The organism is Streptomyces sp. NPDC002276 (genome assembly GCF_053891435.1).
The window spans coordinates 144721-169625 of the sequence record NZ_JBSFCQ010000006.1; the positions used below are offsets into that span (position 1 = coordinate 144721).

Here is a 24905-nt window from a genome sequence, read left to right on the forward strand (position 1 = left end):
CCCTTATTCCGGGGGTTGGGGGGACATTGGGACTGCCGGACCTGCGTGGCGTAATCTCGATCCTTTCGCCGTGATCCGAAGGGAGCCCCTGTGTCCGCGATCTCGCTCAGCAAGGTCGAGGAGACCGCGCCCGCGCTGGTCAGCCTGTACAAGAGTGCCGGGGTCTCGCTCCGCAAGCACGGGCTGGACGGGCAGCGCGCGGCCGTCTACCTGGTGGTCGACTACTCGGGTTCCATGAAGCCGTACTACAAGGACGGCAGCGTGCAGGCGCTGGCGGACCGGGTGTTGGGCCTGTCGGCCCACCTGGACGACGACGGGACCGTGCCGGTCGTCTTCTTCTCGACCGACGTCGACGCCGTCACGGACATCGCCCTCGCCGACCACGCGGGCCGGATCGACCGCGTCGTGGCCGGACTTGGACACATGGGCAAGACGAGCTACCACCTCGCCATGGACGCCGTCATCGACCACTATCTCGACAGCGGCTCCAAGGAGCCCGCGCTCGTCGTCTTCCAGACCGACGGCGGCCCGATCAACAAGCTCGCCGCGGAACGCTATGTGTGCAAGGCCGCCAAGCTGCCGATGTTCTGGCAGTTCGTCGGATTCGGCGACGCGAAGAGCAAGCAGTTCGAATTCCTGCGCAAACTCGACGAGTTGGCGGTGCCGCAGAAGCGCCCGGTCGACAACGCGGGCTTCTTCCACGCCGGTTCGGACCCGCTGAAGATGTCCGACGCGGAGCTCTACGACCGACTGGTGGGTGAGTTCCCGCAGTGGCTGTCGACGGCGCGGGAACAGGGGATCGTCCAGTGACCCGTCTCCTGCCCGCCTCGGCGCGAACCGCCGTGCCCTGGAAGAACGGTGGCGGTGTGACCCGGGAGATCGCCGCCTGGCCCGAGGGCTCCGGCATGGACGACTTCGCGTGGCGGGTGAGCCTCGCCGAGGTCGGCGCGGACGGACCGTTCTCCGCCTTCCCCGACATCGACCGCACCCTCACGGTTGTCGAGGGCGCCGGCATGGACCTCACCGTGGGCGGCACCCGGGTACTCGTCAACTCCCCTTATGTTCCACACGACTTCAGGGGCGACCTGCCGACCGAGGGCCGCTTGCTGGACGGCCCGGTCGTCAACCTCAACGTCATGTGGCGCAGGGGCGCGGGCGCTACGGCCCCCACGGTCGCCGTCGTCCGGGGACGGCTGCGGGTGGGCGCGGGCGCCCTGGTCGTGGCGCTGGACGGAGTCGCCGAGGTGGCCGGAGCGACTCTCGGGCCTTATGACGCAGTGCAGTTGGGCGAGGGAGCTGTCCTGCACGCCCGGGGTCGTACCGCCGTGATCGGGCTGTCATTGCCTGCTGACGCACCGTTGGCTTAGCCCGGCCCCCGTGACACCCTGTGGGGTGATCCGGACGGGGAGGCGGCGAACGTATGGACGGCGCACGATCGGTGAACGGCACAGCGGGCGGCGGACGGCCGGGCGAGGCCGGCAAAGGGGAGAAGCTCGCCGACTGGGCGGACGGACGGCTCGGGCTGTACGCGCTGGCCAAGGCCAATATGCGCAAGGTCTTCCCGGACCACTGGTCCTTCATGCTGGGCGAGATCTGCCTCTACAGCTTCATCATCCTGATCCTCACCGGCATCTATCTCACCCTGTTCTTCGAGCCGAGCGGCGTCGAGGTCATCTACCACGGCTCGTACACGCCGTTGAACGGCATCCCGATGACCCGGGCGTTCGAGTCCACGCTCGACATCAGCTTCGACGTGCGCGGCGGACTGCTGATCCGGCAGATCCACCACTGGGCGGCCGTCGTCTTCATCGCCGGCATGCTCATCCACATGATGCGGGTGTTCTTCACCGGCGCCTACCGCAAGCCGCGCGAGCTCAACTGGGTGTTCGGCTGGACCCTGTTGTTCCTCGGCATCATCACCGGACTCACCGGCTACTCGCTCCCCGACGACCTGCTCTCCGGCACCGGCATCCGCTTCGCGGACGGCGCGATCCTGTCCGTGCCGATCGTCGGGACGTACATGTCGATGTTCCTGTTCGGCGGGGAGTTCCCGGGGCACGACATCATCTCGCGGCTCTTCCCCGTCCATGTCCTGCTGCTTCCGGGGATCATGCTGGGTCTGGTGGTCGCGCATCTGATCCTGGTCTTCTACCACAAGCACACGCAGTACCCCGGGCCCGGACGGGACCAGAAGAGCGTGGTCGGCATGCCCTTCCTGCCGGTCTACATGGCCAAGGCGGGCGGCTTCTTCTTCCTCGTCTTCGGGGTGCTCGCCATCATGGGCGGCATCGCCAGCATCAACCCCGTGTGGGCCTTCGGCCCTTACCGGCCCGACCTGGTGACGACCGGCGCCCAGCCCGACTGGTATCTCGGCTTCTCCGAGGGACTGATCCGTGTGATGCCGGGATGGGAGATCGACGCCTGGGGCCACACACTGGAGTTGGGCGTCTTCATCCCCTTCACGCTCTTCCCGCTGATCCTCGCCGCCATCGGCGCCTACCCCTTCATCGAGGCCTGGATCACCGGCGACAAACGCGAACACCACATCCTGGACCGCCCGCGCAACATGCCCGTGCGCACCGGCCTCGGCGTGGCCTGGCTGAGCCTGTACGGCGTGCTGCTGATCGGCGGCGGCAACGACGTGGTCGCCACCCATCTCAACCTCTCGATCAACGCGATCACTTGGTTCGTACGGGTCTCCTTCTTCGCGATGCCGGTGGCCGCCTTCCTCGTCACCAAGCGCGTCTGCATGGGGCTCCAACGCCGGGACCGGGACAAGGTGTTGCACGGCCGCGAGTCCGGCCTCATCAAGATGCTGCCGCACGGCGAGTACGTCGAGGTCCACGAACCCCTCGCGCAGGACGAGCTGTTCAGACTCACCCAGCACGAACAGGAACCGCCCTACGCCATCGGGCCGCTCGTCGACGCGAACGGCGTGGAACGGCAGGTCAAGGGCGGGCAGCGGGTGCGGGCCCGGCTCGCCAAGGCGATGTTCGGACCGGAGACGCGGATCGCGAAGCCGACGGTGGAGGAGTACAAGGAACTCACCAGCGGGGACCATCACCACTGAGCACGATCGCCCGGCATTCGTCAGGGTAGCCCCAACTCGCGCGCAGGGCACGGGCCTTGGTCAACCACAGGGACAGGTCGTACTCGGCGGTGTACCCGATCGCACCGTGCAGTTGAAGCGCTGTACGGGCGGTCCTGTACGCCGCCTCGCACGCCGTGACCTTCGCGGCGGCCACATCGGCCGGGTCCATGGTGAGCGCCGCGCCGAAGACCAGCGGACGCGCGAACTCCAACGCGATCTTCGCGTCGGCCAGTTGATGCTTCACCGCCTGGAACGAGCCGACGGGGACCCCGAATTGGGTGCGCTGCTTCACGTAGGTGACGGTCCTGTCGAGCAGCGCGAGACCGACGCCGAGCGCCTGCGCGGCGGTGGCCAGCCGGGCCCAGGTGAGGGCGTGCGCCAACGGCGGCTCCGCAGTGAGGAGTTCACCGCCCGGGAGCAGCCGGGTGAGACGGCGCGCCGGGTCGAGGGAGGCGCGCACCGGTCCCTCGTGCCCGGGCGCCAGCCGCAGCCCGTCGGCGTCCCAGCTCAGCCGGATCGTCGCCACGTCACCGTCCAGCGCGTACGACCCCGCCGGTGCCGCCGTGGCCATCGCCCCGCCCGCCGCCAGCGCGGGCAACAGGCGCTTGGCCGGGGCGGGTTCGGTCAGCAGCGCGGCTGCCACGACCGTCTCCACCAGCGGCCCCGGAACCGCGTGCCGCCCCAACTCCACGAACGCCACCGCGAGTTCGACCGGCCGGGGACCGAGCCCCTCGTAGGCTTCCGGCACGGCGAGCGCGAACACTCCGGCGCCCGCGACCCGGCGCCACAGCGAGCGCCCGCTCGCATGCTCGCCACGGCTCCAGGACCGTACGACCGACGGGGTGTCCGCGGCCGTCAGCATCGCGTTCAACGAGTCGGCGAACGCCCGCTGTTCGGGGTCGAGGAGGAAGCGCATCAGCGGCGGCCCTTCGGCAGGCCGAGCAGGCGCTCGGCGATGATGTCGCGCTGGATCTCGTTCGTACCGGCGTAGATGGGCCCGGCGAGGGAGAAGACATACCCCTCGGCCCAGTCGGTGTCCGCCAACTCGCCCTCCGTGCCCAGCAGTTCGAGGGCCGTCTCGTGCAGGGCGATGTCGTACTCGGACCAGAAGACCTTGTTCAGGCTGGACTCCGGGCCGATGGACTCGCCGTCCAGGAAACGGGAGGCGTTGGCGTAGGTGAAGAGCTGGTAGGCGCGGGCACCGATGACGGCGTCCGCCACCCGGTCGCGCAGCGCTTCCGAACTGCCCTGCTCCCGCCAGAGGTTGAGGAGCCGGTCGGCGGAGGCGAGGAAGCGGCCGGGGGAGCGGAGGGTGAGACCGCGTTCGTTTCCGGCCGTCGACATGGCTACCCGCCAGCCCTGGCCCGGCTCGCCGATCACGTCCTCGTCGGGCACGAACACCTCGTCCAGGAAGAGTTCCGCGAAGGCCGGCTTGCCGTCCAGGCGGCCGATCGGGCGGACCGTGACGCCGGGCGCGCGCAGGTCGAACATCAGGTAGGTCAGGCCCTGTTGGGGCTTCGGGGTGTCCGGCTCGCTGCGGAACAGGCCGAACGCGCGGTCCGCGAAGGCCGCCCGCGACGACCACGTCTTCTGCCCGCTCAGCAGCCAGCCGCCGCCCGTGCGCACCGCCCGCGAGGTGAGCGAGGCCAGGTCCGAACCCGCCTCCGGCTCCGACCACGCCTGCGCCCACACCACCTCGCCGGTCGCCATCTCCGGCAGCACGCGCGCGCGTTGCTCCCGCGTGCCGTGGTCGAAGAGGGTCGGCGCGAGCAGGTTGATGCCGTTCTGGCCGACCCGGCCCGGCGCGCCCGCCGCGTAGTACTCCTCCTCGAACAGCAGCCACCGCACGATGTCCGCGCCCCGGCCGCCGTACTCCTCCGGCCAGGACACCACCGACCAACGGTCCGCCGCGAGTTGGGCCTCCCACGCCCGGTGCGCGGCGAAGCCCTCCTTCGTCTCCAGGGAGGGGAGCGGCGTGGCCGGTACGTGCGCGCGCAGCCAGGCGCGGGCCTCGGCGCGGAACGCCTCCTCGGCGGGAGTGAAGTCGAGGTCCATCGCCAACCATCCTTCCCTAACAAGTGTTTGGTAGGTTAGCGTGGCCGTATGACAGGCGTCGAGAGTCCGGCATACGTCCCCGGGCACGGGCTGTTGAAGGGGCGCACCGCCGTCGTCACCGCCGCCGCCGGAGCGGGGATCGGCGGGGCCACCGCGCGCCGCTTCCTCCAGGAGGGCGCCCGTGTGCTGATCAGCGACGCGCACACCCGGCGGCTGAAGGAGTACGAGGCCGAGCTGGCCGGGGAGTTCGGCGCGGAGTCGGTCGCCGCGCTGCCGTGCGACGTCACCGACGAGACGCAGGTGCGGGCCCTGTTCGACGCGGCCGTAGCGGCGCACGGGCGGTTGGACGTGGTCGTCAACAACGCGGGCCTGGGCGGTACTTCGGACCTCGTCGACATGACCGACGAGCAGTGGTCGAAGGTGCTGGACGTGACGTTGAACGGCACCTTCCGCTGCACCCGGGCCGCCCTGCGCGCGATGCGAGAAATGGGCGGCGGGGTGATCGTCAACAACGCCTCCGTCGTCGGCTGGCGCGCCCAGGCCGGACAGGCGCACTACGCCGCCGCCAAGGCGGGCGTGATGGCGCTGACCCGGTGCGCGGCGATCGAGGCCGCCGCGTACGGCGTGCGGATCAACGCGGTCTCGCCGAGCCTCGCCATGCACCCGCACCTGGTGAAGGTGACGACCCCGGAGCTGTTGGCCGAACTCACCGCGCGAGAGGCCTTCGGGCGGTACGCCGAGCCCTGGGAGGTGGCCAACGTGATCGTGTTCCTGGCCTCGGACTACTCCTCGTACATGACCGGCGAGGTCGTCTCGGTGAGCAGCCAGCATGCGTAGCGGGACGAAGGGCCGGTGCTGGGGCACGACAATGGGTCCGTGCCGACCAAGAAGAAACCCCCGGTGACCGCCGCCCCGGCCCGCCGCCGTGAACTCCTCGACACGGCGGCCGAGGTCTTCGCCGAACAGGGCTACAACGCCACCACCGTACGGAAGATCGCGGACCACGCGGGCATGCTCGCGGGCAGCCTCTACTACCACTTCGACTCCAAGGAATCGATGCTGGAGGAGATCCTGCGGACCTTCCTCGACGAGCTGTGGAGCGGCTACGACACCGTCCTGGACGCCGAGTCGGGGCCGCGCGAGACGCTGGAGGCGCTGGTCATCGAGTCGTTCCGGGAGATCGACCGGCACCGCGCGGCCGTCGCGATCTACCAGAAGGAGAGCAAGCAACTGGTCGCGCAGGAGCGGTTCGCGTTCCTCGCCGAGTCGCAGCGCAAGTTCGAGAAGGCGTGGCTGGCCACGCTGGAGCGCGGGGTCGCCGCCAAGGTCTTCCGGGCCGACCTCGACGTCCGGCTCACCTACCGGTTCGTGCGGGACACGGTGTGGGTCGCCGCGTCCTGGTACCGGCCCGGCGGACAGCACAGCGCCGAGGAGATCGCCCGGCAGTACCTGTCGATGGTGCTGGACGGGATCGCCGTACGCACGTAACTCACGGGCAAGCATGGGGAGTTGACATGGCCGAGGCCTATATCGTCGAAGCGGTCCGGACGCCCGTCGGGCGGCGCGGGGGAGGGCTCAGCGGGGTCCATCCCGCCGACCTCGGGGCTCATGTGCTCAAGGAACTGGTCGGGCGTTCCGGGATCGATCCCGCCGCCGTCGAGGACGTCGTCTTCGGATGTCTGGACGCGGTGGGGCCGCAGGCCGGGGACATCGCGCGGACCGCCTGGCTGGCGGCCGGGCTGCCCGAGGAGGTGCCGGGCGTGACGGTGGACCGGCAGTGCGGGTCCTCGCAGCAGGCCGTTCACTTCGCGGCCCAGGGCGTGCTGTCCGGCACCCAGGACCTGGTCGTCGCGGGCGGTGTCCAGAACATGTCGCTGATCCCCATCGCCTTCGCCTCCCGCCAGGCCGCCCTGCCGCTGGGCCTCACGGACGGCCCCTTCGCGGGCAGCGAGGGCTGGCGCGCCCGGTACGGAACGCAGCCGGTGAACCAGTTCGCCGGCGCCGAGATGATCGCCGCGAAGTGGGGCATCAGCAGGCAGGACCAGGAGGAGTTCGCCCTCCGCTCGCACCGGAGGGCCCTGCGCGCCATCGACGAGGGCCGCTTCGAGAGGGAGACGGTGGCCTACGGCCCGGTCGCGGTCGACGAGGGCCCGCGCCGGGACACCTCGCTGGAGAAGATGGCGGGCCTGAAACCGGTCGTCGACGGCGGCACCATCACCGCCGCCTGCTCCTCCCAGGTCTCCGACGGCGCGGCGGCGATGCTGCTCGCCTCGGAACGGGCCGTACGCGAACACGGGTTGACGCCCCGCGCCCGCGTCCATCACCTCTCCGTCCGGGGCGAGGACCCGATCCGCATGTTGTCCGCCCCCATCCCGGCCACCGCCCACGCCCTGAAGAAGACCGGCCTGACCATCGACGCCATCGACCTCGTCGAGATCAACGAGGCCTTCGCGCCCGTCGTCCTCGCCTGGCTGAAGGAGACGGGCGCCGACCCCGACAGGGTCAACGTCAACGGCGGCGCGATAGCCCTCGGCCACCCCCTCGGCGCGACCGGCGTCAAACTCATGACCACCCTCCTCCACGAACTGGAGCGCACCGGCGGCCGGTTCGGCCTCCAGACCATGTGCGAGGGCGGCGGCCAGGCCAACGTGACGATCATCGAACGGCTCTGATCGTCAGCCCGGCGACCGGGACGGCTCAGGACTCAGGAGCCGTCAGCCGCTGAGCGAGAAGCCCAGGATCACTCCGGCGGACACCTCCACCAGCCCCGGCGCGAGATCGCCCTGCGAACTGCCGTTCGCGGAACCGTGGCCCCGGGACTGGCGGAACTCGTACGACTCCGCGTCCACGTCCTGGATGTGCACCACCGGCCCCAGCGGCACGCCCGTCGCCTCCGTGTACACCTCGGCCTTGCGGCGGGCGGCGGCCACCGCCTTGCGGCGCGCCTCGTCCCGCAGCTCCGGCTTGTTCCGTACGTCGAAGTCGACACTGTCGATCTGGTGCGCCCCGGCGTCGACCGCGTCCACGATCAACTGCCGCAGGTCGTCGAGCAACTCCGTCTCGATGACGTAGGAAGCCTGGCAGCGGTACCCGAGGAACTTCCGGTCCTCCCCGTACCCGGAGTAGTCCGAGCTGAGCCGCAGGCGGGAACCCGACACGGACCCGTCGGGTATCCCGTGCCCGCGCAGCACCTCGCGCAGCCTGACCACCGCCGCGTCCGCCTCCTGGAACGCCCGGTCGGCCGAGGGCTCCAGCACATTGACCGTCAGCTTCACCCGGACCAACTGCGGCTCCGCCCGCACACTGCCCGCACCGAAAACACTGAGCCCCCAGGGCTCCTGGATCATTTGCGTCATGCGCGCATTGAAGCACCGCCGGACGCCAACTCGCCCACAATTGAAGCCGCTTGATCCATCATCCCGGCCACCAGCTCCGCGCACGACGGCAGGTCGTCGATCACCCCGGCGACCTGCCCGGACGCCATCACCCCGAGATCCGTACGGCCGTCCACCATCGACGCCTTGAGCAGCATCGGGGTGTTCGCGGCCAGCAGGACCTGGCTCCAGGTCAGGTCCTTGCCGTGTCTCATGGCGAGGCCGTCGCGTATCAACTGCGGCCAGGTGAGCCCGGACAGCTTCCGGAATCCGGCCGCCCGGCGGACCGCGTGCGCCAGGGTTCGCGCCCGGCCGGAGTGCTCCAGGGCGTCGACCAGTTCCGTACGGAGCATCCGGTGCGGCAGGCCGTCCACCGCCCGTGTGACCGTGACGTCCTTGACCGTCGCCGCCAGATACGCCGCCTTCACCGCGTCCGGGACCGTCGAGTCCGAGGTGAGGAGGAAGCGAGTGCCCATGGCGACGCCCGCCGCCCCGTAGGCCAGCGCCGCGACCAGTCCCCGCCCGTCGAAGAAGCCGCCCGCCGCCACCACCGGTATGTCCACCGCGTCCACCACCTGTGGCAGCAGCACCGTCGTCGCCACCTCCCCGGTGTGGCCGCCGCCCTCCCCGCCCTGCACGATCACCGCGTCCGCGCCCCACGCCGCGACCTTCTCCGCGTGCCGCCGTGCCCCGATCGACGGGATCACGACCACCCCCGCCTCCTTCAGCTCGGCGATCAGCTCGGCGGACGGCGCCAGCGCGAAGGACGCGACCCGTACGCCCTCCTCGATCATGATCCGCACCCGGTCGCCCGCGTCCGCCGCGTCCGCTCGCAGATTCACCCCGAACGGCGCCCCCGTACGGGACTTGACCTCCCGGATCGCCTCCCGGAGCCGGTCGGTGTCCATGGTCGCGGAGGCCAGGATGCCCAGCGCGCCCGCGTTCGCCGTGGCCGACACCAGACGCGGGCCCGCCACCCAGCCCATCCCCGTCTGCACGATCGGATGCCGCACCCCGACCAGCCTGGTCAGCGCGGTCTCCATCAGACCGCCACCTCCCTGCGGCGGGTGTCGGCCGGGTCGATGACCTCACGGATCAACCGCAGCTCCTCCGGGGTCGGTTCACGCGTCGGCGGAACCTCGTCCGGGATCGTCAGCTCGAAGCCGGTCGCCTCCCTGACCTGCTCGACCGTGACCCCCGGATGCAGCGAGGCCAGCCGCATCGAGCGGTCCGGGGTCGCGAAGTCGAACACACCGAGGTCGGAGACGACCCGGGGGATACGGTGGAAGCGGGCCGTCCCCGGGTGCTCGGCGACCCGGTCGTACCCCACCCCGCACACCATGTCGACCTTCTCCACGAACACCCGCGGCGAGTGCCGGGGTATCCAGTAACTCGTCGGATTGTTCAGGGTGTTGATCGGCGCCCCGCGCACTCCGAGCAACTGCCGCTTCGGGCGCGCCCAGTCGCCGACGCACGAGATGTTCTGGTTGCCGTACCGGTCGATCTGGCTCGCGCCCATCATCACGTGCCGGCGCCCGCCGGACACCAGGGCGAGGTGTTGCCGGTACGGCAACCAGCCTTCCGGTGTCCCGTCCGGACGGACGATCATCGCCTCGCCGTCGGTCAGCAACAGGTCGGGCGCGAAGGTGAGCCGGGCCAGCCGCGCGCCGACGGACGGGATCAAGCCCATGGGGCTGGCCAGTATCTCACCGGCGTCACGCCACGCCTCCGCACAGGCGATCACGCAGTATTCGGAACGCAGCACCTCCATCACCCCTGTTCCTCCTGCCAGTTGCGCACTGCCGACCGGTAGTCCGCCTCGTCCCCGGAGAGGAAACGCTCGGCGAACTCCGCCCAGGGTGTCGTCGCGTACAGCCGCTGGAAGTCCTCGTCCCTGCCGTGGTCGGGAGCGCACGACGTGAAGTGGGCGCCGCCGGGCGCCTCGACGACCCCGGTGACGTTCAGCCGCTTGACGAGCAGGGACTGCGGCGGCGCCTCCTTCGTCAACTCGGCCGTGTCCACGATCCGTTCGCAGGAGACATAGGCCGCGTCCGCCGCCTCGCAGAACAGGTCGTCGAAGTACGGGTCCGGGCCCAGATACTGCCCGTTGCCCAGCCGGTCGGCCCGGTTGACGTGCACCAGCGCCGCGTCCAGGCGCAGCGCGGGCATCGCGACGAACGTCTCCCCGTCGTCGTACGGCGAAGTCACCGTCCGCAGGGCGGGGTTGACCCGCATGACGTCCGAGCCGATCCCCGCGCGCACCGGCAGGAACGGCAGCCGGTTCGCCGCCGCGCGCAGGCCCCACATGAACATGCCCTCGTCGACCTCCGTCAGCTCGAACTCCCCGCGCTCGCGCCCCGCCCGGTAGTGCGGTTCGAGCGGGATGGAGTCGAGGGTGACGAAGGGCGCCACCAGCCTGCGGACCCGGCCGGCCGCCACCAGCATCCCGACGTCCGGGCCGCCGTACGAGACCAGGGTGAGATCGCCGATGTCGCTCCGTAACAGCGCTCGGACCAGCGACATCGGCTTGCGGCGGGAACCCCAGCCGCCGATGCCCAGGGTCATACCGCTCGCCAGCCGGGACACGACCTCGTCGGCGGTCATCGTCTTGTCGCTCACTGGTCACCACCCTCCTTCCCGAAGGTGTCTCGGACCCGGTCGGCCACCCCGCTGACGTTCGCCTCGAAGGTGAAGCCCTGCTCGAAGCGGTAGCTGCGGCGGACGTCGACGGGGTCGATGCCGTTGATCGCGGACTTGGCGAGCCGGATCAGCTCGCCGTCCTTGGCGGCTATCTCGGCCGCCAACTCCAGTGCGGCGGACCGCAGTTCAGCGCGCGGTACGACCCGCCACACCGAGCCGTGCGCGTGCAGCTCGGCCGCCGTCGCCGTGCGCGAGGTGTAGTACAGGGCGCGCATCAGGTGCTGGGGGACCAGCCGGGCCAGATGCGTGGCGGCACCCAGCGCGCCCCGGTCCAGCTCGGGCAGCCCGAAGGTGGCGTCCTCGCTCGCCACGATCACGTCCGCGTTCCCCACCAGACCGATGCCCCCGCCCAGGCAGAAGCCCTGCACGGCCGCCACCACGGGCACCTCGCACTCGTACACCGCGGCGAACGCCTCGAAACAGCCCCGGTTCACCCCGACCAGGGCCGACTGTCCGCGCGCCTGTATCTCCTTGATGTCCACGCCCGCGTTGAAGCCCCGCCCCTCGGCCGCCAGCACCACACAGCGCACACCGGGATCGCGGCCGGCCGCCCGCACGGCGTCGGCCAGCGCGAACCAGCCGTCCACCGGCAGCGCGTTCACCGGCGGGAAGTCGACCGTGACGACCGAGATCCCCTTGCTCGCGAACGAGTTTTCCGGGGAGGAGGTGGAGACACCCATGGACGCATCAGCTACCTTTCCACCAAACATTTGTTAGGTGTGAGGCTTCGAAGCTAGCAGCCGGAGAATCCGAGCGGGAGGGCCTGTGGACAACGCCCCTGTGGACAACTCACCCGACCGTCCCTTGAACGGCCGGACCGTCCTCGTCACCGGCGGCACCCGAGGCGTCGGCGCCGGTATCGCGCGCGCCTTCGTCGCGGCCGGCGCCCAGGTGCTGACCTGCGCGCGCAAACCGCCCGAAGACCCCGTCCAGGGAACCGAGTTCAGCCCCCTCGACCTCCGCGACCCGGACGCCGTACGGGAGTTCTTCGCCGCGCTGCCCCGGCTCGACGTCCTCGTCAACAACGCGGGCGGCGCACCGTACCGCCCGCTGGTCGACGCGACGGCCGAACGCCACGCGCGGATCATCGAGTTGAACCTCCTCGCCCCGCTCACCGCCTCCCTCGCCGCGTACGAACACCTCAGGCGGGCCGGCGGTTCGGTCGTGATGATCGGCAGCGTCAGCGGCAGCCGCCCCTCGCCCGGTTCGGCGGCGTACGGGGCGGCCAAGGCCGGACTGGAGAACCTGGCCCGTTCGATGGCGGTGGAGTGGGCGCCGGACATCCGCGTCAACACCCTCGTCGTCGGCATGGTCCGCACGGACTCGTCCCACCTGCACTACGGCGGCGAGGACGCCATCGCGGCCGTCTCCCGCACGGTCCCGCTCGGCCGCCTCGCCGACCCCACCGACGTGGGCGCGGCGGCGGTCTTCCTCGCTTCCCCCGCCGCCGCGTACATCAGCGGCGCGAGCCTCCTGGTCCACGGGGGCGGGGAGCGCCCCGCGTTTCTTGACGCCGCAACCGCCAACAAGGAGACGTGAGATGAGTACCAGTGCTCTCTGCGACGGCCGGGTCGTCGTGGTCACCGGTGCGGGCCGCGGGCTGGGCCGCGCCCATGCCCTCGCCTTCGCCGCCGAGGGCGCCAAGGTCGTCGTCAACGACCTCGGCGTCGGCCTCGACGGCGCCCCGGACCCCGACAGCCCCGCCGCCCAGGTGGTCGCGGAGATCCGCGCGGCGGGCGGCGAGGCGGTGGCCCACGGCGGCGACATCGCCACGACCACCGGTGCCGCGTCCCTGGTGACGACCGCACTGGAGACCTACGGCCGCCTCGACACCCTGGTCAACAACGCGGGTTACCTGCGCGACCGCATGCTCGTCAACCTCGACGAGGACGACTGGGACGCGGTGCTGCGCGTCCACCTGAAGGGCCACTTCCTGCCCCTGAAACACGCGGCGGCACACTGGCGCGCCGAGTCCAAGGCGGGCCGCACCCCCACCGCCCGGATCATCAACACCAGCAGCGGAGCAGGCCTGTTGGGCTCCCTGGGGCAGGGCAACTACAGCGCCGCCAAGGCCGGCATCGTAGGCCTCACCCTGGTCGCGGCCGCCGAACTGTCCCGCTACGGCGTCCAGGTCAACGCGATCGCCCCCTCGGCCCGCACCCGCATGACGGAACACACCTTCGCCGAGACGATGGCGGCCCCCGACTCCGGCTTCGACACGATGGCCCCGGAGAACGTGTCCCCCGTGGTGGTATGGCTGGGCTCGGCCGCGAGCGCGGGGGTCACGGGTCGGGTCTTCGAGACGGAGGGCGGACGCATCACCGTGATGGAGGGCTGGAGGGCGGGCCCGAGCGCGGACAAGGGGGCGCGGTGGAGCCCGGGGGAGGCGGGGGAGGCGGTGCTGAAGCTGCTGGCGGAGGCAGAGGTTCCGGGGGCGGTGTACGGGGCGTAGTACTGGTCCGACCCGCCCTTTTGCTCCAGCGGGGCACACCCGCCTACGTGTCGCACTCCAGCACCGTCCGGCACAGGGAACACCGGGCCCGTACCCTCCCCCGCACCGGCACCCTGATCCGCTGATGACACGTGGGGCAGGGGAACGACACCCGCAAGCTCCCGTGCCCGTCCCCGCTGAAGGCGTACGGCACCCCTTTCTGGGCGCCGGGCCCGTGCCGCCGGTCGTGCACGTAGCGTCGCCGCCCCGCCCACCCCGCCGCCGTGAGCGGAGGCTGCTGCTCGTCACGCCGGGCCTGCTCCATGCCCTTGACGTACGCCGTGTAGGCCTGCGGGCTCGTGAACCACACCGAGGGATCCTCGCCGAAGACCAGCGCCCGCTTGGCGAGGACGTACCCGAACTCCTCGGGTGTGAGATACCCGAGCTTCTGCGAGGACGCCGAGTCCTCCCGGTACGCGTCCAGCAGCAGCCACCCCGCGCCGAGATACGTCGCCGCGGTGTCCGTGAGGATCTCGTTCTCCCGGGTACCGGGGAACGACAGGTCCAGGCGGTGCAGATAGACATGCATCACCTCGTGCGCGAGCGCCGCGCCGATGTCCCGGCGATGCGTGCGGAACCGGTCGTTCAACTCCACGAAGTACTCGGGCCCGGCCGTGAGTTCGACGTTCGCCGCATGCGTCATCTCACGGAAGCTGACGATCAGCCGGGCATCCGGGAGCCGGTAGTGCCGGACCATCTCCCGGGCCACCCGCTGCGCCCCCAGATGCAGGTCGTCCGTGTCGCAGAACGCCACGTCCACGGGGGCCACACTGGTCGCGAACGTCTGGACGGTGTCGTAGGACAACCGCTTGTAGAGCGCGGTGATGGAGTCCCGCACCGTGTCCAGGTGCGGGTAGCCGTGCTCGACCGGTCCGTCGTCCGCCACGTCCGTACCCCCAAAGACGCCCCCGACCTGTTCCCACTCTAGGCGTTCACACCGCCCGGAGCAGTACGGCGGACGTGTCCGGAGCCCGCTCCTGGAGCTCCAGCAGCCACACGTCGTTCACCCCTTCCCGCAGCACGGGCCCGGGCACGAACAGCTCCCGCTGCGGCCCCGCCGACCAGTACCGCCCCAGGTCGAACCCGTTGACCCACACGAACCCCCGCGTCCAGCCCGGCAGTTCGAGTACGGCGTCCCCGGCGCCCCGTACCTCGACGGTGCCCCGGTACAGACCGGGGGAGTCGCCGGTGGGCAGTGCCCCCAGCGCAATGCCCTCGACGTCCTCCAGGGAGTCCAGCGCGTCCAGTCGTAGCCCACGCGCGCGTACGTCGTGCAGGTACTGCCGCTCGTGCAACAGGCCCCCGGTGATCCCCTTCGGCTCCCCGAGCCGGGGCCCGTAGTTGGCCCGCCCCAGGGACTCCACCCACAGCTCCACGCGCGCGTGCCCGGCGACGGGCTCCTTGAGCTGCTCGTCGCCCTCCATGAGGATCCCGGCCCGCTCCCCGTCGACGTACACCACCGCCAGGTCCCGCAGTCCCCGCGCGGTGAGCGGATACGGGGCGCGCGGTCCCGGCACGGTCACCGCGTAGCGGACGAGACCGCGGTCGACGTCCAACTCCTCGAAGGTGGGCGGTACCGGGCCCGTGTACTCCGGTCCACCGCGTGCCTCCAGTACGTCGGCCAGGGGTGCCCAGCCGGTCAGGCTCGCCTCCGCCGGGTGGCCCAACACCGGTGGTGCGGGCGGGGGTTCGGGCGGCGGGGCGTCGGCGTACTCGGCGAACACCTCGCGCATGCGCCAGAACTTGTCCGTGGGGCGCCCGTACTCGTCGATCGGGGCGTCGTAGTCGTAGGACGTCACATCGGGCTCCAGCGGGCCCTCGTGCAGGGCGCCGCCGCCCCGGTTGGCGCCCGCCCAGCCGGCGAAGTTGGTGCCGCCGTGCGCCATGTAGACGTTGACCGACGCGCCGCACTCCAGGATCTCCCGCAGGGCGGACGCCGCGTCCTCGGCCGCGCGGACGACGTGCTCGCCGCCCCAGTGGTCGAACCAGCCGCACCAGAACTCCATGCACATCAACGGACCCTCGGAGCGGAAGGCGCGCAGCGTCTCGAAGGCCACGCGCGCGTGGGACCCGAAATTCACCGTCGCCAGGACACCGGGGAGGGAGCCGCCGCCCAGCATGTGGTCCTCGGGGCCGTCCGAGGTGCACAGCGCGACCGTGACCCCCTGGTCGCGCAACAGCGCCTCCACCTGCCGCAGATAGGCCGCGTCGGAGCCGTAGCTGCCGTACTCGTTCTCGACCTGCACCATGATCACCGGGCCGCCGCGGTCCAGTTGGCGGGGCACGACCTCGGCCAGCAGTCTGCCGAACCAGCGCTCCAGGTGGCCCAGGAAGCGTGCGTCACGGGTACGCGCGCGTGGCCCCAGCTCACCTGTCAGCCAGTGCGGGAGCCCGCCGTTCTCCCACTCGGCGCAGATGTACGGCCCAGGGCGCACGATCGCCCACAGGCCCGCCTCCCGGGCCGCGTCGAGGAACCGGCCCAGCGCCTCCACGTCCCGGAAGTCGCCCGGCGCCGGCTCGTGCAGGTTCCACGGGACGTACGTCTCCACGCAGTTGAGGCCCATCGCCCGCAGCATCGCCAGCCGGTGCCCCCAGTGCGCCTCGTGCACCCGGAAGTAGTGCAGCGCCCCGGACAGCAGCCGCACCGGCCGCCCGTCCAGCAGAAAGTCCCTGTCGCCCACGGTGAACTCGCTCATGCCCCGACTCTCTCCCCTTGGCGGCGATCACGTCCATGGACAAAGATCGCCACTACTTGGACCGAGCATCGTGTGAACCGGGCAATGCGTGAGGGGGCGCGGATGTACCACACCTGGATGCGGTTCTTCACGCCCGCGCCCGCCCACCACCGCCTCGGCCTCGCCTGCCTCGGCGTCGGCCTCCAGTACGGCGAACTCCCCACCGTCGGCCCCCGCACCCTCGACCACCACGTGGCCGTCGTGATCAGCGCGGGCGGCGGCTGGTACCTCGCCCCGGACGGACGTCGTACGACCGTCACCGCGCCCGCGCTGCTGTGGCTCACCCCCGGAGTGCCGCACCACTACGCGCCCGACCCCGGCGCCGGCTGGGACGAGGGCTTCGTCGACTTCACCGGGCCCGCGACGGCGACGTACACCGAACTCGGCTACATCGAGCCGGAGCGGCCCGTGGTGGCCCTCTCGGACGCGAGCGGACCCCGCGCGGTCATCGGGCGCATGGCCCGCGCCGCGCGCCGCGGAAACCCCCTCCTGGAGGTGGAGACCGGGGCCGCCGTCCATGAACTCCTGGTCGCCCTGCGGCGGGCCCGCGCGGACCTCGCCCCGGACGGCGACCCGGTCCTCCAGGCCCTCGCCCGCGACGCCTGCCTGCCGCTGACCGTCGCCGACCACGCGGCCCGGCACGGCATGACCCCCGCCGCACTGCGCGCCGCCGTCCGCCGGGGCGCCGGATGCAGCCCCAAGGACTACCTCCTGGGCATCCGCCTGGGGCGCGCGAAAGAACTCCTCGCCGCCACCGAACTCCCGGTCGCGGCCGTGGCCCGCCGCGTCGGCTACGACGACCCCGCCTACTTCTCCCGCCTGTTCACCCGCCGCGTCGGGATGCCCCCCGTCCGCTTCCGCGCCCAGCAGGGCCGAACCGTCCCCGGCGGCTGGAGCGACCAGGTGCCCGATCCCGCCGATCCGCCGACGATCGGGTGGGCGCACTCCCCCTAGGGCCGATCATCGAGTGGCCGCACTCCACGTAGGGTGGTCGCCCATGACCACCAGCAACAACGGAACCGGTGACGTCGACCCCGCCGTGCGCGAGGAACTGGCCAGGCTGCGCGACAGCATCGACAACATCGACGCGGCCGTCATCCACATGCTCGCCGAACGCTTCAAGGCCACCCAGCAGGTCGGCTTCCTCAAGGCCACCCACCGGCTGCCGCCCGCCGACCCGGCCCGCGAGGCCCGCCAGATCGAGCGCCTGCGCGCCCTGGCCGAAAGCGCCAAACTGGACCCGGCGTTCGCCGAGAAGTTCCTCAACTTCATCGTCGCCGAGGTGATCCGCCACCACGAGCGCATCGCCGAGGACGCCGTGAACGGCGGTTCACCCACGGCGAACTGAGCCCGCCGGACCCGTAAGGGGCGTGACACCGGGGTGCGTTCGGGGCGATGCTGCGCTGTGCACCTGCATGTGCACTCCTTGTCAGCCGACGGGCACACCCCGTCAGCGCCTGCGTCATAAGCTGGTCGTCCCACGCGGGAGGGACCTCGGGTCATGCCGTCGGATGCCAGGATCCTCATCGTCGACGACCATGAGGACACGCTGTACGCGCTGGAGAGCGCCCTCGCCCCACTGGGCTACCGGCTCGCCCGCGCCACCAGCGGCGACGAGGCCCTCAAACAGGTGCTCCGCGGCCAGGTCGGCCTGCTCCTCCTCGACGTACGGATGCCCGGCGTCAGCGGCCTGGACGTGGTCCGCTATCTGCGCCGCCTCGAACAGACCCAGCACATCCCCGTGGTCCTCCTCACCGGCTTCGGCCTCGACCCCGAACTGACCACCACCGCCTTCGGCCTCGGCGTCGCCGACCTCATCACCAAACCCGTCGACCCCTGGACCCTGCGCACCAAGATCCGCTACCTCTACGACGCCCACCAACGCCACCTGGCCCTGGAACAGGAACTCCGCGAACTGCGCGCCCTCCTCAAGGAGCCCCAGGAATCCCGCCCCGCCCTGCCCCACCCGGACGCGCGCGTTCCCTACCAGCGCGACCCCCAGAACACCGCCACCACCACCGAGCGGACATAAGCCGCGTAGCGGACCGGCTCTGTGCCATGTCAGTGCCATCAGGCAGCATGTCCACCATGTCCGTACTGACGCGCGACGAAGCGCAGACCCGTGCCAGGCTCCTCGACGTCCACCGCTACACGATCGAACTCGATCTGACGACGGGCGAAGACACCTTCGACTCCCGCACCGTCATCGCGTTCACCGCTCGCGTAGACGCGGACACCTTCGTCGAACTCAAGCCCGCCGAGCTGCGCTCCGTCACCCTCGACGGACACCCCCTCGACCCGGAACGACTCGTCGAGAACCGGCTCCCGCTGCCCGCCCTCACCGCCGGCGAGCACGAACTGCGCGTCGACGCGAGCATGCGCTACTCCCGCACCGGCGAGGGCATGCACCGCTTCACGGACCCCACCGACGGCGAGACCTACCTCTACACCCAGCTGTTCATGAACGACGTCCAGCGCGTCTTCGCCGCCTTCGACCAGCCCGACCTCAAGTCCGTCTTCGACCTCACCGTCACCGCCCCCGAAGGCTGGACCGTCCTCGCCAACGGCATCACCGAACACCTCGGCGAAGGCCGCTGGCAGGCCGCCACCACCCCCCTCGTCTCCACCTACCTCGTCGCCGTCGCCGCCGGCCCCTGGCACTCGATCCGCACCGAACACCGCGGCCTGCCCTTCGGCATCCACTGCCGCCGCTCCCTGGCCCCCCACCTCGACGCGGACGCCGAGGAGATCCTCGACATCACCCGCCAGTGCTACGACCGTTACCACGAGAAGTTCGAGGAGCCCTACCCCTTCGACTCCTACGACCAGGCCTTCGTCCCCGAGTTCAACGCGGGCGCCATGGAGAACCCCGGCCTGGTCACTTTCCGCGACGAGTTCGTCTACCGCTCCGCCGTCACCGACACCGAGCGCCAGACCCGCGGCATGGTCATCGCCCACGAGATGGCCCACATGTGGTTCGGCGACCTCGTCACCCTCCAGTGGTGGGACGACATCTGGCTCAACGAGTCCTTCGCCGAGTACATGGGCTACCAGACCCTCACCGAAGCCACCCGCTTCACCGACACCTGGACCGACTTCGGCGTCGTCCGCAAGGCCTGGGGCTACGACGCCGACCAGCGCCCCTCCACCCACCCCGTGGCCCCCGAGAACGTCGACGACACCGCCTCCGCCCTCCTCAACTTCGACGGCATCTCCTACGCCAAGGGCGCCTCCGCACTACGGCAGTTGGTGGCCTGGCTCGGCGAGAAGGACTTCCTCGCCGGCATCAACACCCACTTCGCCCGCCACAAGTTCGCCAACGCCACCCTCGCCGACTTCATCGACTCCCTCGCCTCCGGCACCGAACGCGACGTCCACGCCTGGGCGGACGTATGGCTGCGCACCACGGGCGTCGACACCCTCACGCCCACCATCACCCGCGCCGACGACGGCACCCACACCCTCACCGTCGACCGCGCAGGCAGCCGCCCCCACCGCATCGCCGTCGGCCTCTACGACCAGGACCTCGGCGACACCGGCCGCCTCGTCCTGCGTGAACGCCTCGACCTCGACATCCCGCAGAGCGACCCCCAGGCCCTCGGCAAGCGCCCCGCACTGCTCCTCCTCAACGACGGCGACCTCACCTACGCCAAGGTCCGCTTCGACCCCGATTCCTTCGAAACCGTCCGCACCAGCCTCTCCGGCCTCCCCGAGCCCCTCACCCGCGCGGTCGTCTGGAACGCCCTGCGCGACGCGGTCCGCGACGGCCAACTCCCCGCCTCCGCCTACCTGGACGCCGCCCGCGCCCACCTCCCGCACGAGACGGACCTCGCCCTCGTGCAAGGCGTCCTCGCCTTCGCCTCCGCCCAGGTCGCCGACCGCTACCTCACCCCCGAGGACCGCCCGGCCGCCCTCGCCACCCTCACCGCCCTGTGCCGCGACCTCATCCGCCGCACCGAGGACGGCTCCGACCCCGGCCTGCGCCTCATCGCCGTACGCCACTTCATCGACGTCGCCGCCCACCCCGACACCATCGCCGCCTGGCTCACCGAGGGCACCGTCCCCGGCGGCCCCGAACTCGACCCCGAGCTGCGCTGGCGCGTCCTGTCCCGCCTCGCCGTCCTCGGCGCCACCGAAGAGACCGCGATCGCCGCCGAGTTGGCGCGGGACCCGTCCGCCACCGGCCAGGAAGGCGCCGCCCGCTGCCGCGCCGCCCTGCCCGACCCCGAGGCCAAACACACGGCCTGGGAGGCGATGTTCACCACCGACGACCTCTCCAACTACCTTTTCACCGCCACCGCCCAGGGCTTCTGGCAACCCGAACAGGCCGATCTCGTACGGGAGTACGTGCCCCGCTTCTACGAGGACGCGGTCACCCTCGCCGCCCGCCGGGGCCCCGCCATGGCCGAAGCCGCCGGCCGCTGGGCCTTCCCCACCCACGCCGTCGACCCCGAAACCCTCCGCCTCGGCGAGGAATGCCTCCGCGACGCCGACCTCACCCCGGCCCTGCGCCGCAAGCTCGTCGACCAACTCGACGACCTCGCAAGGGCGTTGAAGGTACGGGAGGCGTAGGGCCGAAGCCCTACGCCGTCACGGGCACGCCTCGTCCCTGCCGACGATGCGGCGGGCTGATCGTCCTTCGTAGGCTCGACACCGCCAAGGACGATCAGCCCCAGGAGGAACCCGTGATCGTAGTGACAGGCGCCACCGGCAACGTCGGCCGCGCACTGGTGGAACGCCTCACCGCCGCCGGCCGGCCCGTGCGGGCGCTGACGCGCGACCCCCAGCGGGCCGGATTACCGCGGCAGGCCGAGGTCGTCCGCCACCAACTCGACGACCCCGCCGCCCTGTTCACCGGCGCGACCCAGCTCTTCCTGAACCTCCAGGCCACCGGCGACACGATCCCGGCACTGCTCGGCGCGGCCCGCGCGGCAGGCGTCCGGTACGTCGTCATGCTCTCCTCCGGAATCATCCGCGAGGGCGCCGACACCAGCCACCCCATCCACGTCTGGCACACCAAGGCCGAACAACAGGTACGCGACAGCGGCCTCGCGGCGACCGTCCTGCGGCCCAACGCCTTCGCGGCCAACGCCCTCCAGTGGGCCCCGCAGATCCGCGCGGGCGACACCGTACGCGGCCCCTTCGCCGACGGCGTCTCGGCACCGATCCACGAGGACGACATCGCCGCCGTCGCCGAACGCGCCCTCCTCGACCCCGGCCACGAAGGAGCGGCCCACCGACTCACCGGCCCCGAACCGGTCACCACCGCCCAGCAGATCACCGCGATCGGCCACGCCGTCGGCCGCGACCTGCGCTTCGACGAGATCCCCGTGGACGAGGTCGGCCCCGAACTCTTCCCCCACGTACCCCCGGAGATGCTCCCCGGCCTCCTCAGGGCCTTCGGCGGAAGCGTCGGCACGACACCGGAGATCACCACCACGGTGGAGGAGATCACCGGCGTACCCGCCCGCCCGTTCAGCACCTGGGCGAAGGACCACGCGGACGACTTCCGGTGACCCTCCCACACCGCTCACACAACACTTTCGGGTTCTGATCGTTGTTCTTCCCGGGCGCGCCGACCCATCCAGGTACAAGCTGGAACCGCCCCTGCCCCGCGCCCCGGAGGACAGCCCATGAGCAACGCGCCCCTCGCCTCAGGCGCCGAAGGCCCCGACGCCCTACGGCCGTTGCTCGACACCGTCCTCGACGCGCTCGGCACCGGACGCCGCGCACGAGGCGGACCGTTCCCCGCGGGCGGCCCCGACGCGGTCGCCGCCCGCATGCGGGACGCCGTAGGGGACGTACTGCCCGAAGACGGCGACCCGACCGCCCTGCGCACCCTCGTGCACGCCCTCGCCGAAGGCGCCGCCGACCCCGCCGACCCGCTCTGCGTGGCACACCTGCACTGCCCGCCGCTCGCCGTCGCCACCGCCGCCGACCTCGCCGTCAGCGCGCTCAACCCCTCCCTCGACTCCTGGGACCAGGCCCCCGCCGCCTCCGCCCTCGAAGCCCTCGTCACCCGCACCCTCGCCCACGAGATCGGCCTCGCCGACGCCCTCGTCACCAGCGGCGGCACCGAAGCCAACCAACTCGCCCTGCTGCTCGCCCGCGAAGCCCACGGCGGCACAGTCCAGTTGGTCTGCGGAAGCAACGCCCACCACTCGCTGCCCCGCGCCGCCTGGCTCCTCGGCCTGCCCGACCCCGTCGTCGTCCCCGCACCCGCCGGCACCCTCGACCCCGCCGCCCTCGACGAGGCCCTCACCGCACTCCCGGGCCCGCGCGGCTCCGTCCTCGTCGCCGCCACCGCGGGCACCACCGACGCCGGACTCATCGACCCGCTCCCCGAGATCGCCGGCCTCTGCGCCGCCCACGGCGCCCGCCTCCACATCGACGCCGCCTACGGCGGAGGCCTCACCTTCAGCGACCGCCACCGCGACAAACTCGCCGGCCTCGACCGCGCCCACACCGTCACCCTCGACCTGCACAAACTCGGCTGGCAACCCGTCGCCGCCGGCCTCCTCGCCGTACGCCACCCCCGCGACCTCGCCGCCCTCACCCAGCGCGCCGACTACCTCAACGCCGACGACGACACCGAAGCGGGCCTCCCCGACCTCCTCGGCCGCTCGATGCGCACCACCCGGCGCCCCGACGTCCTCAAACTCGCCGTCACCCTGAAAACCCTCGGCCGCACCGGACTCGGCACGCTCGTCGACCAAGTCTGCGCCCGCGCACGGGAGTTCGCCGCCATGGTCCACAACCACCCCGGCTTCGAGCTCTACGACCCACCCGTCATCAGCACCGTCCTGTTCCGGCCCGCCGAAGCCACCGACGAAGCCGTCGCCGCCGTACGCCGTCAACTCCTCCACGACGGACGGGCCGTGCTCGGCCGGGCCGCGCTCGACGGCAGGCTCTGGCTCAAGGCCACCCTCCTCAACCCCCACACCCGGCCCGACGACCTGGCCGCCCTCCTGAAGCTGGTGGAAGGACACACCCCCCGATGAGCCACCCCCCGACGGGTCACCCCCAGACCCCCAACCCCCCACGCCACGAACCCGATCCACCCCGCGACCTGGTCGGCATCGGCATCGGCCCCTTCAACCTCTCGCTCGCCGCGCTCGCCCACCCGCTCACCGAACTCGACACCGTCTTCTACGAACAGCGCCCCGGCTTCGACTGGCACCCGGGCCTGCTCATCGACGGCGCGACCGTCCAAGTCCCGTTCCTGGCCGACCTGGTGACCCTCGCCGACCCCGCCAGCCCCTGGTCCTTCCTCAACCACCTGCGGGCCCGCGACCGGCTCTTCCCCTTCTACTTCGCCGAGCGCTTCCACATCCAGCGCGCCGAGTACGACGCCTACTGCCGCTGGGTGGCGGACAGCCTCCCCGGACTCCACTTCGGCCACCAGGTCGACGCCGTCCGCTTCAACCCCGAACGCGACGTCTTCGAGGTCGACTTCACCCAGCTCGACAGCGACGGCGAGGCCGAGGCACTGGGCCGGACCTACACCAAGAACATCGTCCTCGGCATCGGCACCGCCCCCTACATTCCCGACCCGCTCAAGCCCCTCGTCGAAGCACCCGGCGTCCCCGTCATCCACGCCGCCGACTACCTCGCCCACCGCGAAACGTTCCTCGCCGCCGAACACATCACCGTCATCGGCTCCGGACAGACCGGCGCCGAGGTCTTCCTCGACCTGCTCCGTAACCGGCCCGCGGGACACGAGAAACTCCACTGGATCGGCCGCAGCGAGGCCTTCGCCCCCATGGAGTACTCCAAGCTCGGCCTGGAACACTTCACCCCCGACTACACCCGCTACTTCCACGCCCTCGCCGAACCCGTCCGCGACCGCCTCGTCACCGCACAGTGGCAACTCCACAAGGGCATCGACGCCGACACCATCGCCGCCATCCACGACGAGCTCTACCGCCGTACCCTGCACGGCGGTTGGCCCGACGCCGTCCTCACCCCCGGCGTCCGTGTGCGTACGGCGGGCAGGATCGCGACCACCAAGGTCGAGCTCCACCTGGAACACCTCCAGCAGAACACCCGCTCCCGCCTCACCACCGACGCCGTCGTCCTCGCCACCGGCTACCGCGAACGCCCCCTCGGCCGCATCCTCGCCGGACTCGACCCCTATCTGCGCCGCGACAGCGCCGAACGCCCGCGCGTGGACGAGCAGTTCAGACTCGTCCTCGACCCCTCCGTCACCGGCGCGGGCTGCCAGGTCTACGTCCAGAACGCCGAACTCCACACCCACGGAGTCGGCGCCCCCGACCTCGGCCTCGCCGCCTGGCGCAGCGCCACCATCCTCAACTCCCTGACCGGCAAGGAGCCTTACCCCCTGCCGGGCCGGACCGCCTTCACCACCTTCGGCCTCGACCCGCAGGCCCAGATCCCCCAGGCCCGCCGGGCCGCCCGCACCCTCACCCCCCTCGTCGAAGGAAGGTGAGGGCTCCAGC

24 protein-coding genes are annotated in these 24905 nt (G+C 71.3%); 15 read left to right on the forward strand and 9 right to left on the reverse strand.

All coding sequences use genetic code 11. The features are described 5' to 3' along the window. Positions 1 to 90: 90 nt before the first annotated feature. From ACWIHT_RS17495 to qcrB, 3 genes are read left to right on the forward strand one after another with little or no spacing between them, the layout of a single operon-like run. Positions 91 to 810, forward strand: coding sequence for a vWA domain-containing protein (locus tag ACWIHT_RS17495; protein ID WP_456168998.1), 720 nt, complete (start codon positions 91 to 93; stop codon positions 808 to 810). Further along, a complete protein-coding gene (locus tag ACWIHT_RS17500) occupies positions 807 to 1367 on the forward strand; it encodes a HutD/Ves family protein (RefSeq protein ID WP_456168999.1) in 561 nt (186 codons plus the stop codon). Before ACWIHT_RS17495 ends, ACWIHT_RS17500 begins: the two co-directional genes overlap by 4 nt. Before the next feature lie 53 nt (positions 1368 to 1420). Continuing rightward, positions 1421 to 3070: a cytochrome bc1 complex cytochrome b subunit gene (gene qcrB / locus ACWIHT_RS17505; RefSeq protein ID WP_456169000.1), complete on the forward strand. Its 1650-nt coding sequence runs from the start codon at positions 1421 to 1423 to the stop codon at positions 3068 to 3070. On the opposite strand, the gene ACWIHT_RS17510 is transcribed toward qcrB, so the two are convergent. Together ACWIHT_RS17510 and ACWIHT_RS17515 are read right to left on the reverse strand one after the other, a co-directional pair. Beyond that, positions 3045 to 4007, reverse strand: a complete 963-nt coding sequence (locus ACWIHT_RS17510; RefSeq protein ID WP_456169001.1) for an acyl-CoA dehydrogenase family protein — start codon at positions 4005 to 4007, stop codon at positions 3045 to 3047. The two genes, qcrB and ACWIHT_RS17510, sit on opposite strands and share 26 nt — an antisense overlap. Beyond that, the gene (locus ACWIHT_RS17515; protein WP_456169002.1) at positions 4007 to 5146 is read right to left on the reverse strand and encodes an acyl-CoA dehydrogenase family protein; all 1140 of its coding nucleotides are present in this window, start codon (positions 5144 to 5146) and stop codon (positions 4007 to 4009) included. Before ACWIHT_RS17515 ends, ACWIHT_RS17510 begins: the two co-directional genes overlap by 1 nt. A 48-nt stretch (positions 5147 to 5194) precedes the next feature. On the opposite strand from ACWIHT_RS17515, the gene ACWIHT_RS17520 reads away from it, so the two are divergent. The 3 genes from ACWIHT_RS17520 to ACWIHT_RS17530 are packed head-to-tail and all read left to right on the forward strand — an operon-like array spanning position 5195 to position 7818. Next, on the forward strand, positions 5195 to 5983 hold the full coding sequence (locus ACWIHT_RS17520) for an SDR family oxidoreductase (RefSeq protein WP_456169003.1): 789 nt from the start codon (positions 5195 to 5197) through the stop codon (positions 5981 to 5983). 39 nt (positions 5984 to 6022) lie between these two features. Then, positions 6023 to 6634 carry a TetR/AcrR family transcriptional regulator gene (locus tag ACWIHT_RS17525; protein ID WP_456169004.1) on the forward strand — a complete coding sequence of 204 codons (612 nt, stop codon included), beginning with the start codon at positions 6023 to 6025 and terminating at the stop codon, positions 6632 to 6634. 26 nt (positions 6635 to 6660) lie between these two features. Then, complete coding sequence (locus ACWIHT_RS17530; RefSeq protein ID WP_456169005.1) at positions 6661 to 7818, forward strand: acetyl-CoA C-acetyltransferase; 1158 nt, start codon at positions 6661 to 6663, stop codon at positions 7816 to 7818. A gap of 42 nt (positions 7819 to 7860) precedes the next feature. On the opposite strand, the gene ACWIHT_RS17535 is transcribed toward ACWIHT_RS17530, so the two are convergent. The 5 genes from ACWIHT_RS17535 to ACWIHT_RS17555 are packed head-to-tail and all read right to left on the reverse strand — an operon-like array spanning position 7861 to position 11900. Beyond that, positions 7861 to 8502 carry an SIMPL domain-containing protein gene (locus tag ACWIHT_RS17535; protein WP_456169006.1) on the reverse strand — a complete coding sequence of 214 codons (642 nt, stop codon included), beginning with the start codon at positions 8500 to 8502 and terminating at the stop codon, positions 7861 to 7863. Then, positions 8499 to 9563, reverse strand: a complete 1065-nt coding sequence (locus ACWIHT_RS17540) for an NAD(P)H-dependent flavin oxidoreductase (protein ID WP_456169007.1) — start codon at positions 9561 to 9563, stop codon at positions 8499 to 8501. Before ACWIHT_RS17540 ends, ACWIHT_RS17535 begins: the two co-directional genes overlap by 4 nt. Continuing rightward, positions 9563 to 10291, reverse strand: a complete 729-nt coding sequence (locus ACWIHT_RS17545; protein WP_456169008.1) for a CoA-transferase subunit beta — start codon at positions 10289 to 10291, stop codon at positions 9563 to 9565. Before ACWIHT_RS17545 ends, ACWIHT_RS17540 begins: the two co-directional genes overlap by 1 nt. Further along, positions 10291 to 11139, reverse strand: coding sequence for a CoA transferase subunit A (locus ACWIHT_RS17550; protein ID WP_456169009.1), 849 nt, complete (start codon positions 11137 to 11139; stop codon positions 10291 to 10293). Before ACWIHT_RS17550 ends, ACWIHT_RS17545 begins: the two co-directional genes overlap by 1 nt. Next, the gene (locus ACWIHT_RS17555; RefSeq protein WP_456169010.1) at positions 11136 to 11900 is read right to left on the reverse strand and encodes an enoyl-CoA hydratase family protein; all 765 of its coding nucleotides are present in this window, start codon (positions 11898 to 11900) and stop codon (positions 11136 to 11138) included. Before ACWIHT_RS17555 ends, ACWIHT_RS17550 begins: the two co-directional genes overlap by 4 nt. Before the next feature lie 85 nt (positions 11901 to 11985). Here ACWIHT_RS17555 and ACWIHT_RS17560 point away from each other — a divergent pair, with 85 nt between their 5' ends. Both ACWIHT_RS17560 and ACWIHT_RS17565 read left to right on the forward strand, forming a co-directional pair. Further along, on the forward strand, positions 11986 to 12759 hold the full coding sequence (locus ACWIHT_RS17560) for an SDR family oxidoreductase (RefSeq protein ID WP_456169011.1): 774 nt from the start codon (positions 11986 to 11988) through the stop codon (positions 12757 to 12759). 1 nt (position 12760) lies between these two features. Further along, positions 12761 to 13672 carry an SDR family oxidoreductase gene (locus ACWIHT_RS17565; protein WP_456169012.1) on the forward strand — a complete coding sequence of 304 codons (912 nt, stop codon included), beginning with the start codon at positions 12761 to 12763 and terminating at the stop codon, positions 13670 to 13672. A 43-nt stretch (positions 13673 to 13715) separates the two neighbouring features. On the opposite strand, the gene ACWIHT_RS17570 is transcribed toward ACWIHT_RS17565, so the two are convergent. Both ACWIHT_RS17570 and ACWIHT_RS17575 read right to left on the reverse strand, forming a co-directional pair. Next, the gene (locus ACWIHT_RS17570) at positions 13716 to 14597 is read right to left on the reverse strand and encodes a hypothetical protein (protein ID WP_456169013.1); all 882 of its coding nucleotides are present in this window, start codon (positions 14595 to 14597) and stop codon (positions 13716 to 13718) included. Positions 14598 to 14643: 46 nt separating this feature from the next. Then, complete coding sequence (locus ACWIHT_RS17575) at positions 14644 to 16407, reverse strand: glycoside hydrolase family 35 protein (protein ID WP_456169014.1); 1764 nt, start codon at positions 16405 to 16407, stop codon at positions 14644 to 14646. A gap of 102 nt (positions 16408 to 16509) precedes the next feature. Between ACWIHT_RS17575 and ACWIHT_RS17580 the strand changes: the two genes are divergently transcribed. The 7 genes from ACWIHT_RS17580 to ACWIHT_RS17610 all read left to right on the forward strand — a co-directional run bounded on the left by ACWIHT_RS17580 (position 16510) and on the right by ACWIHT_RS17610 (position 24895). Then, positions 16510 to 17400, forward strand: coding sequence for a helix-turn-helix domain-containing protein (locus ACWIHT_RS17580; RefSeq protein ID WP_456169015.1), 891 nt, complete (start codon positions 16510 to 16512; stop codon positions 17398 to 17400). A 43-nt stretch (positions 17401 to 17443) separates the two neighbouring features. Further along, positions 17444 to 17794 (forward strand): chorismate mutase, encoded by a 351-nt coding sequence (locus tag ACWIHT_RS17585; protein ID WP_456169016.1) that lies wholly within the window; start codon positions 17444 to 17446, stop codon positions 17792 to 17794. 153 nt (positions 17795 to 17947) lie between these two features. Further along, positions 17948 to 18478: a response regulator gene (locus ACWIHT_RS17590; RefSeq protein ID WP_456169017.1), complete on the forward strand. Its 531-nt coding sequence runs from the start codon at positions 17948 to 17950 to the stop codon at positions 18476 to 18478. Between the two features lie 56 nt (positions 18479 to 18534). Beyond that, positions 18535 to 21018 carry an aminopeptidase N gene (pepN, locus tag ACWIHT_RS17595; RefSeq protein WP_456169018.1) on the forward strand — a complete coding sequence of 828 codons (2484 nt, stop codon included), beginning with the start codon at positions 18535 to 18537 and terminating at the stop codon, positions 21016 to 21018. Positions 21019 to 21131: 113 nt separating this feature from the next. After that, entirely contained in the window at positions 21132 to 21962 is an 831-nt protein-coding gene (locus tag ACWIHT_RS17600; protein WP_456169019.1) for an SDR family oxidoreductase, read from the forward strand. Positions 21963 to 22079: 117 nt separating this feature from the next. Next, positions 22080 to 23447: a pyridoxal phosphate-dependent decarboxylase family protein gene (locus tag ACWIHT_RS17605; RefSeq protein ID WP_456169020.1), complete on the forward strand. Its 1368-nt coding sequence runs from the start codon at positions 22080 to 22082 to the stop codon at positions 23445 to 23447. Further along, positions 23444 to 24895: a lysine N(6)-hydroxylase/L-ornithine N(5)-oxygenase family protein gene (locus ACWIHT_RS17610; RefSeq protein WP_456169021.1), complete on the forward strand. Its 1452-nt coding sequence runs from the start codon at positions 23444 to 23446 to the stop codon at positions 24893 to 24895. Before ACWIHT_RS17605 ends, ACWIHT_RS17610 begins: the two co-directional genes overlap by 4 nt. Positions 24896 to 24905: the final 10 nt, after the last annotated feature.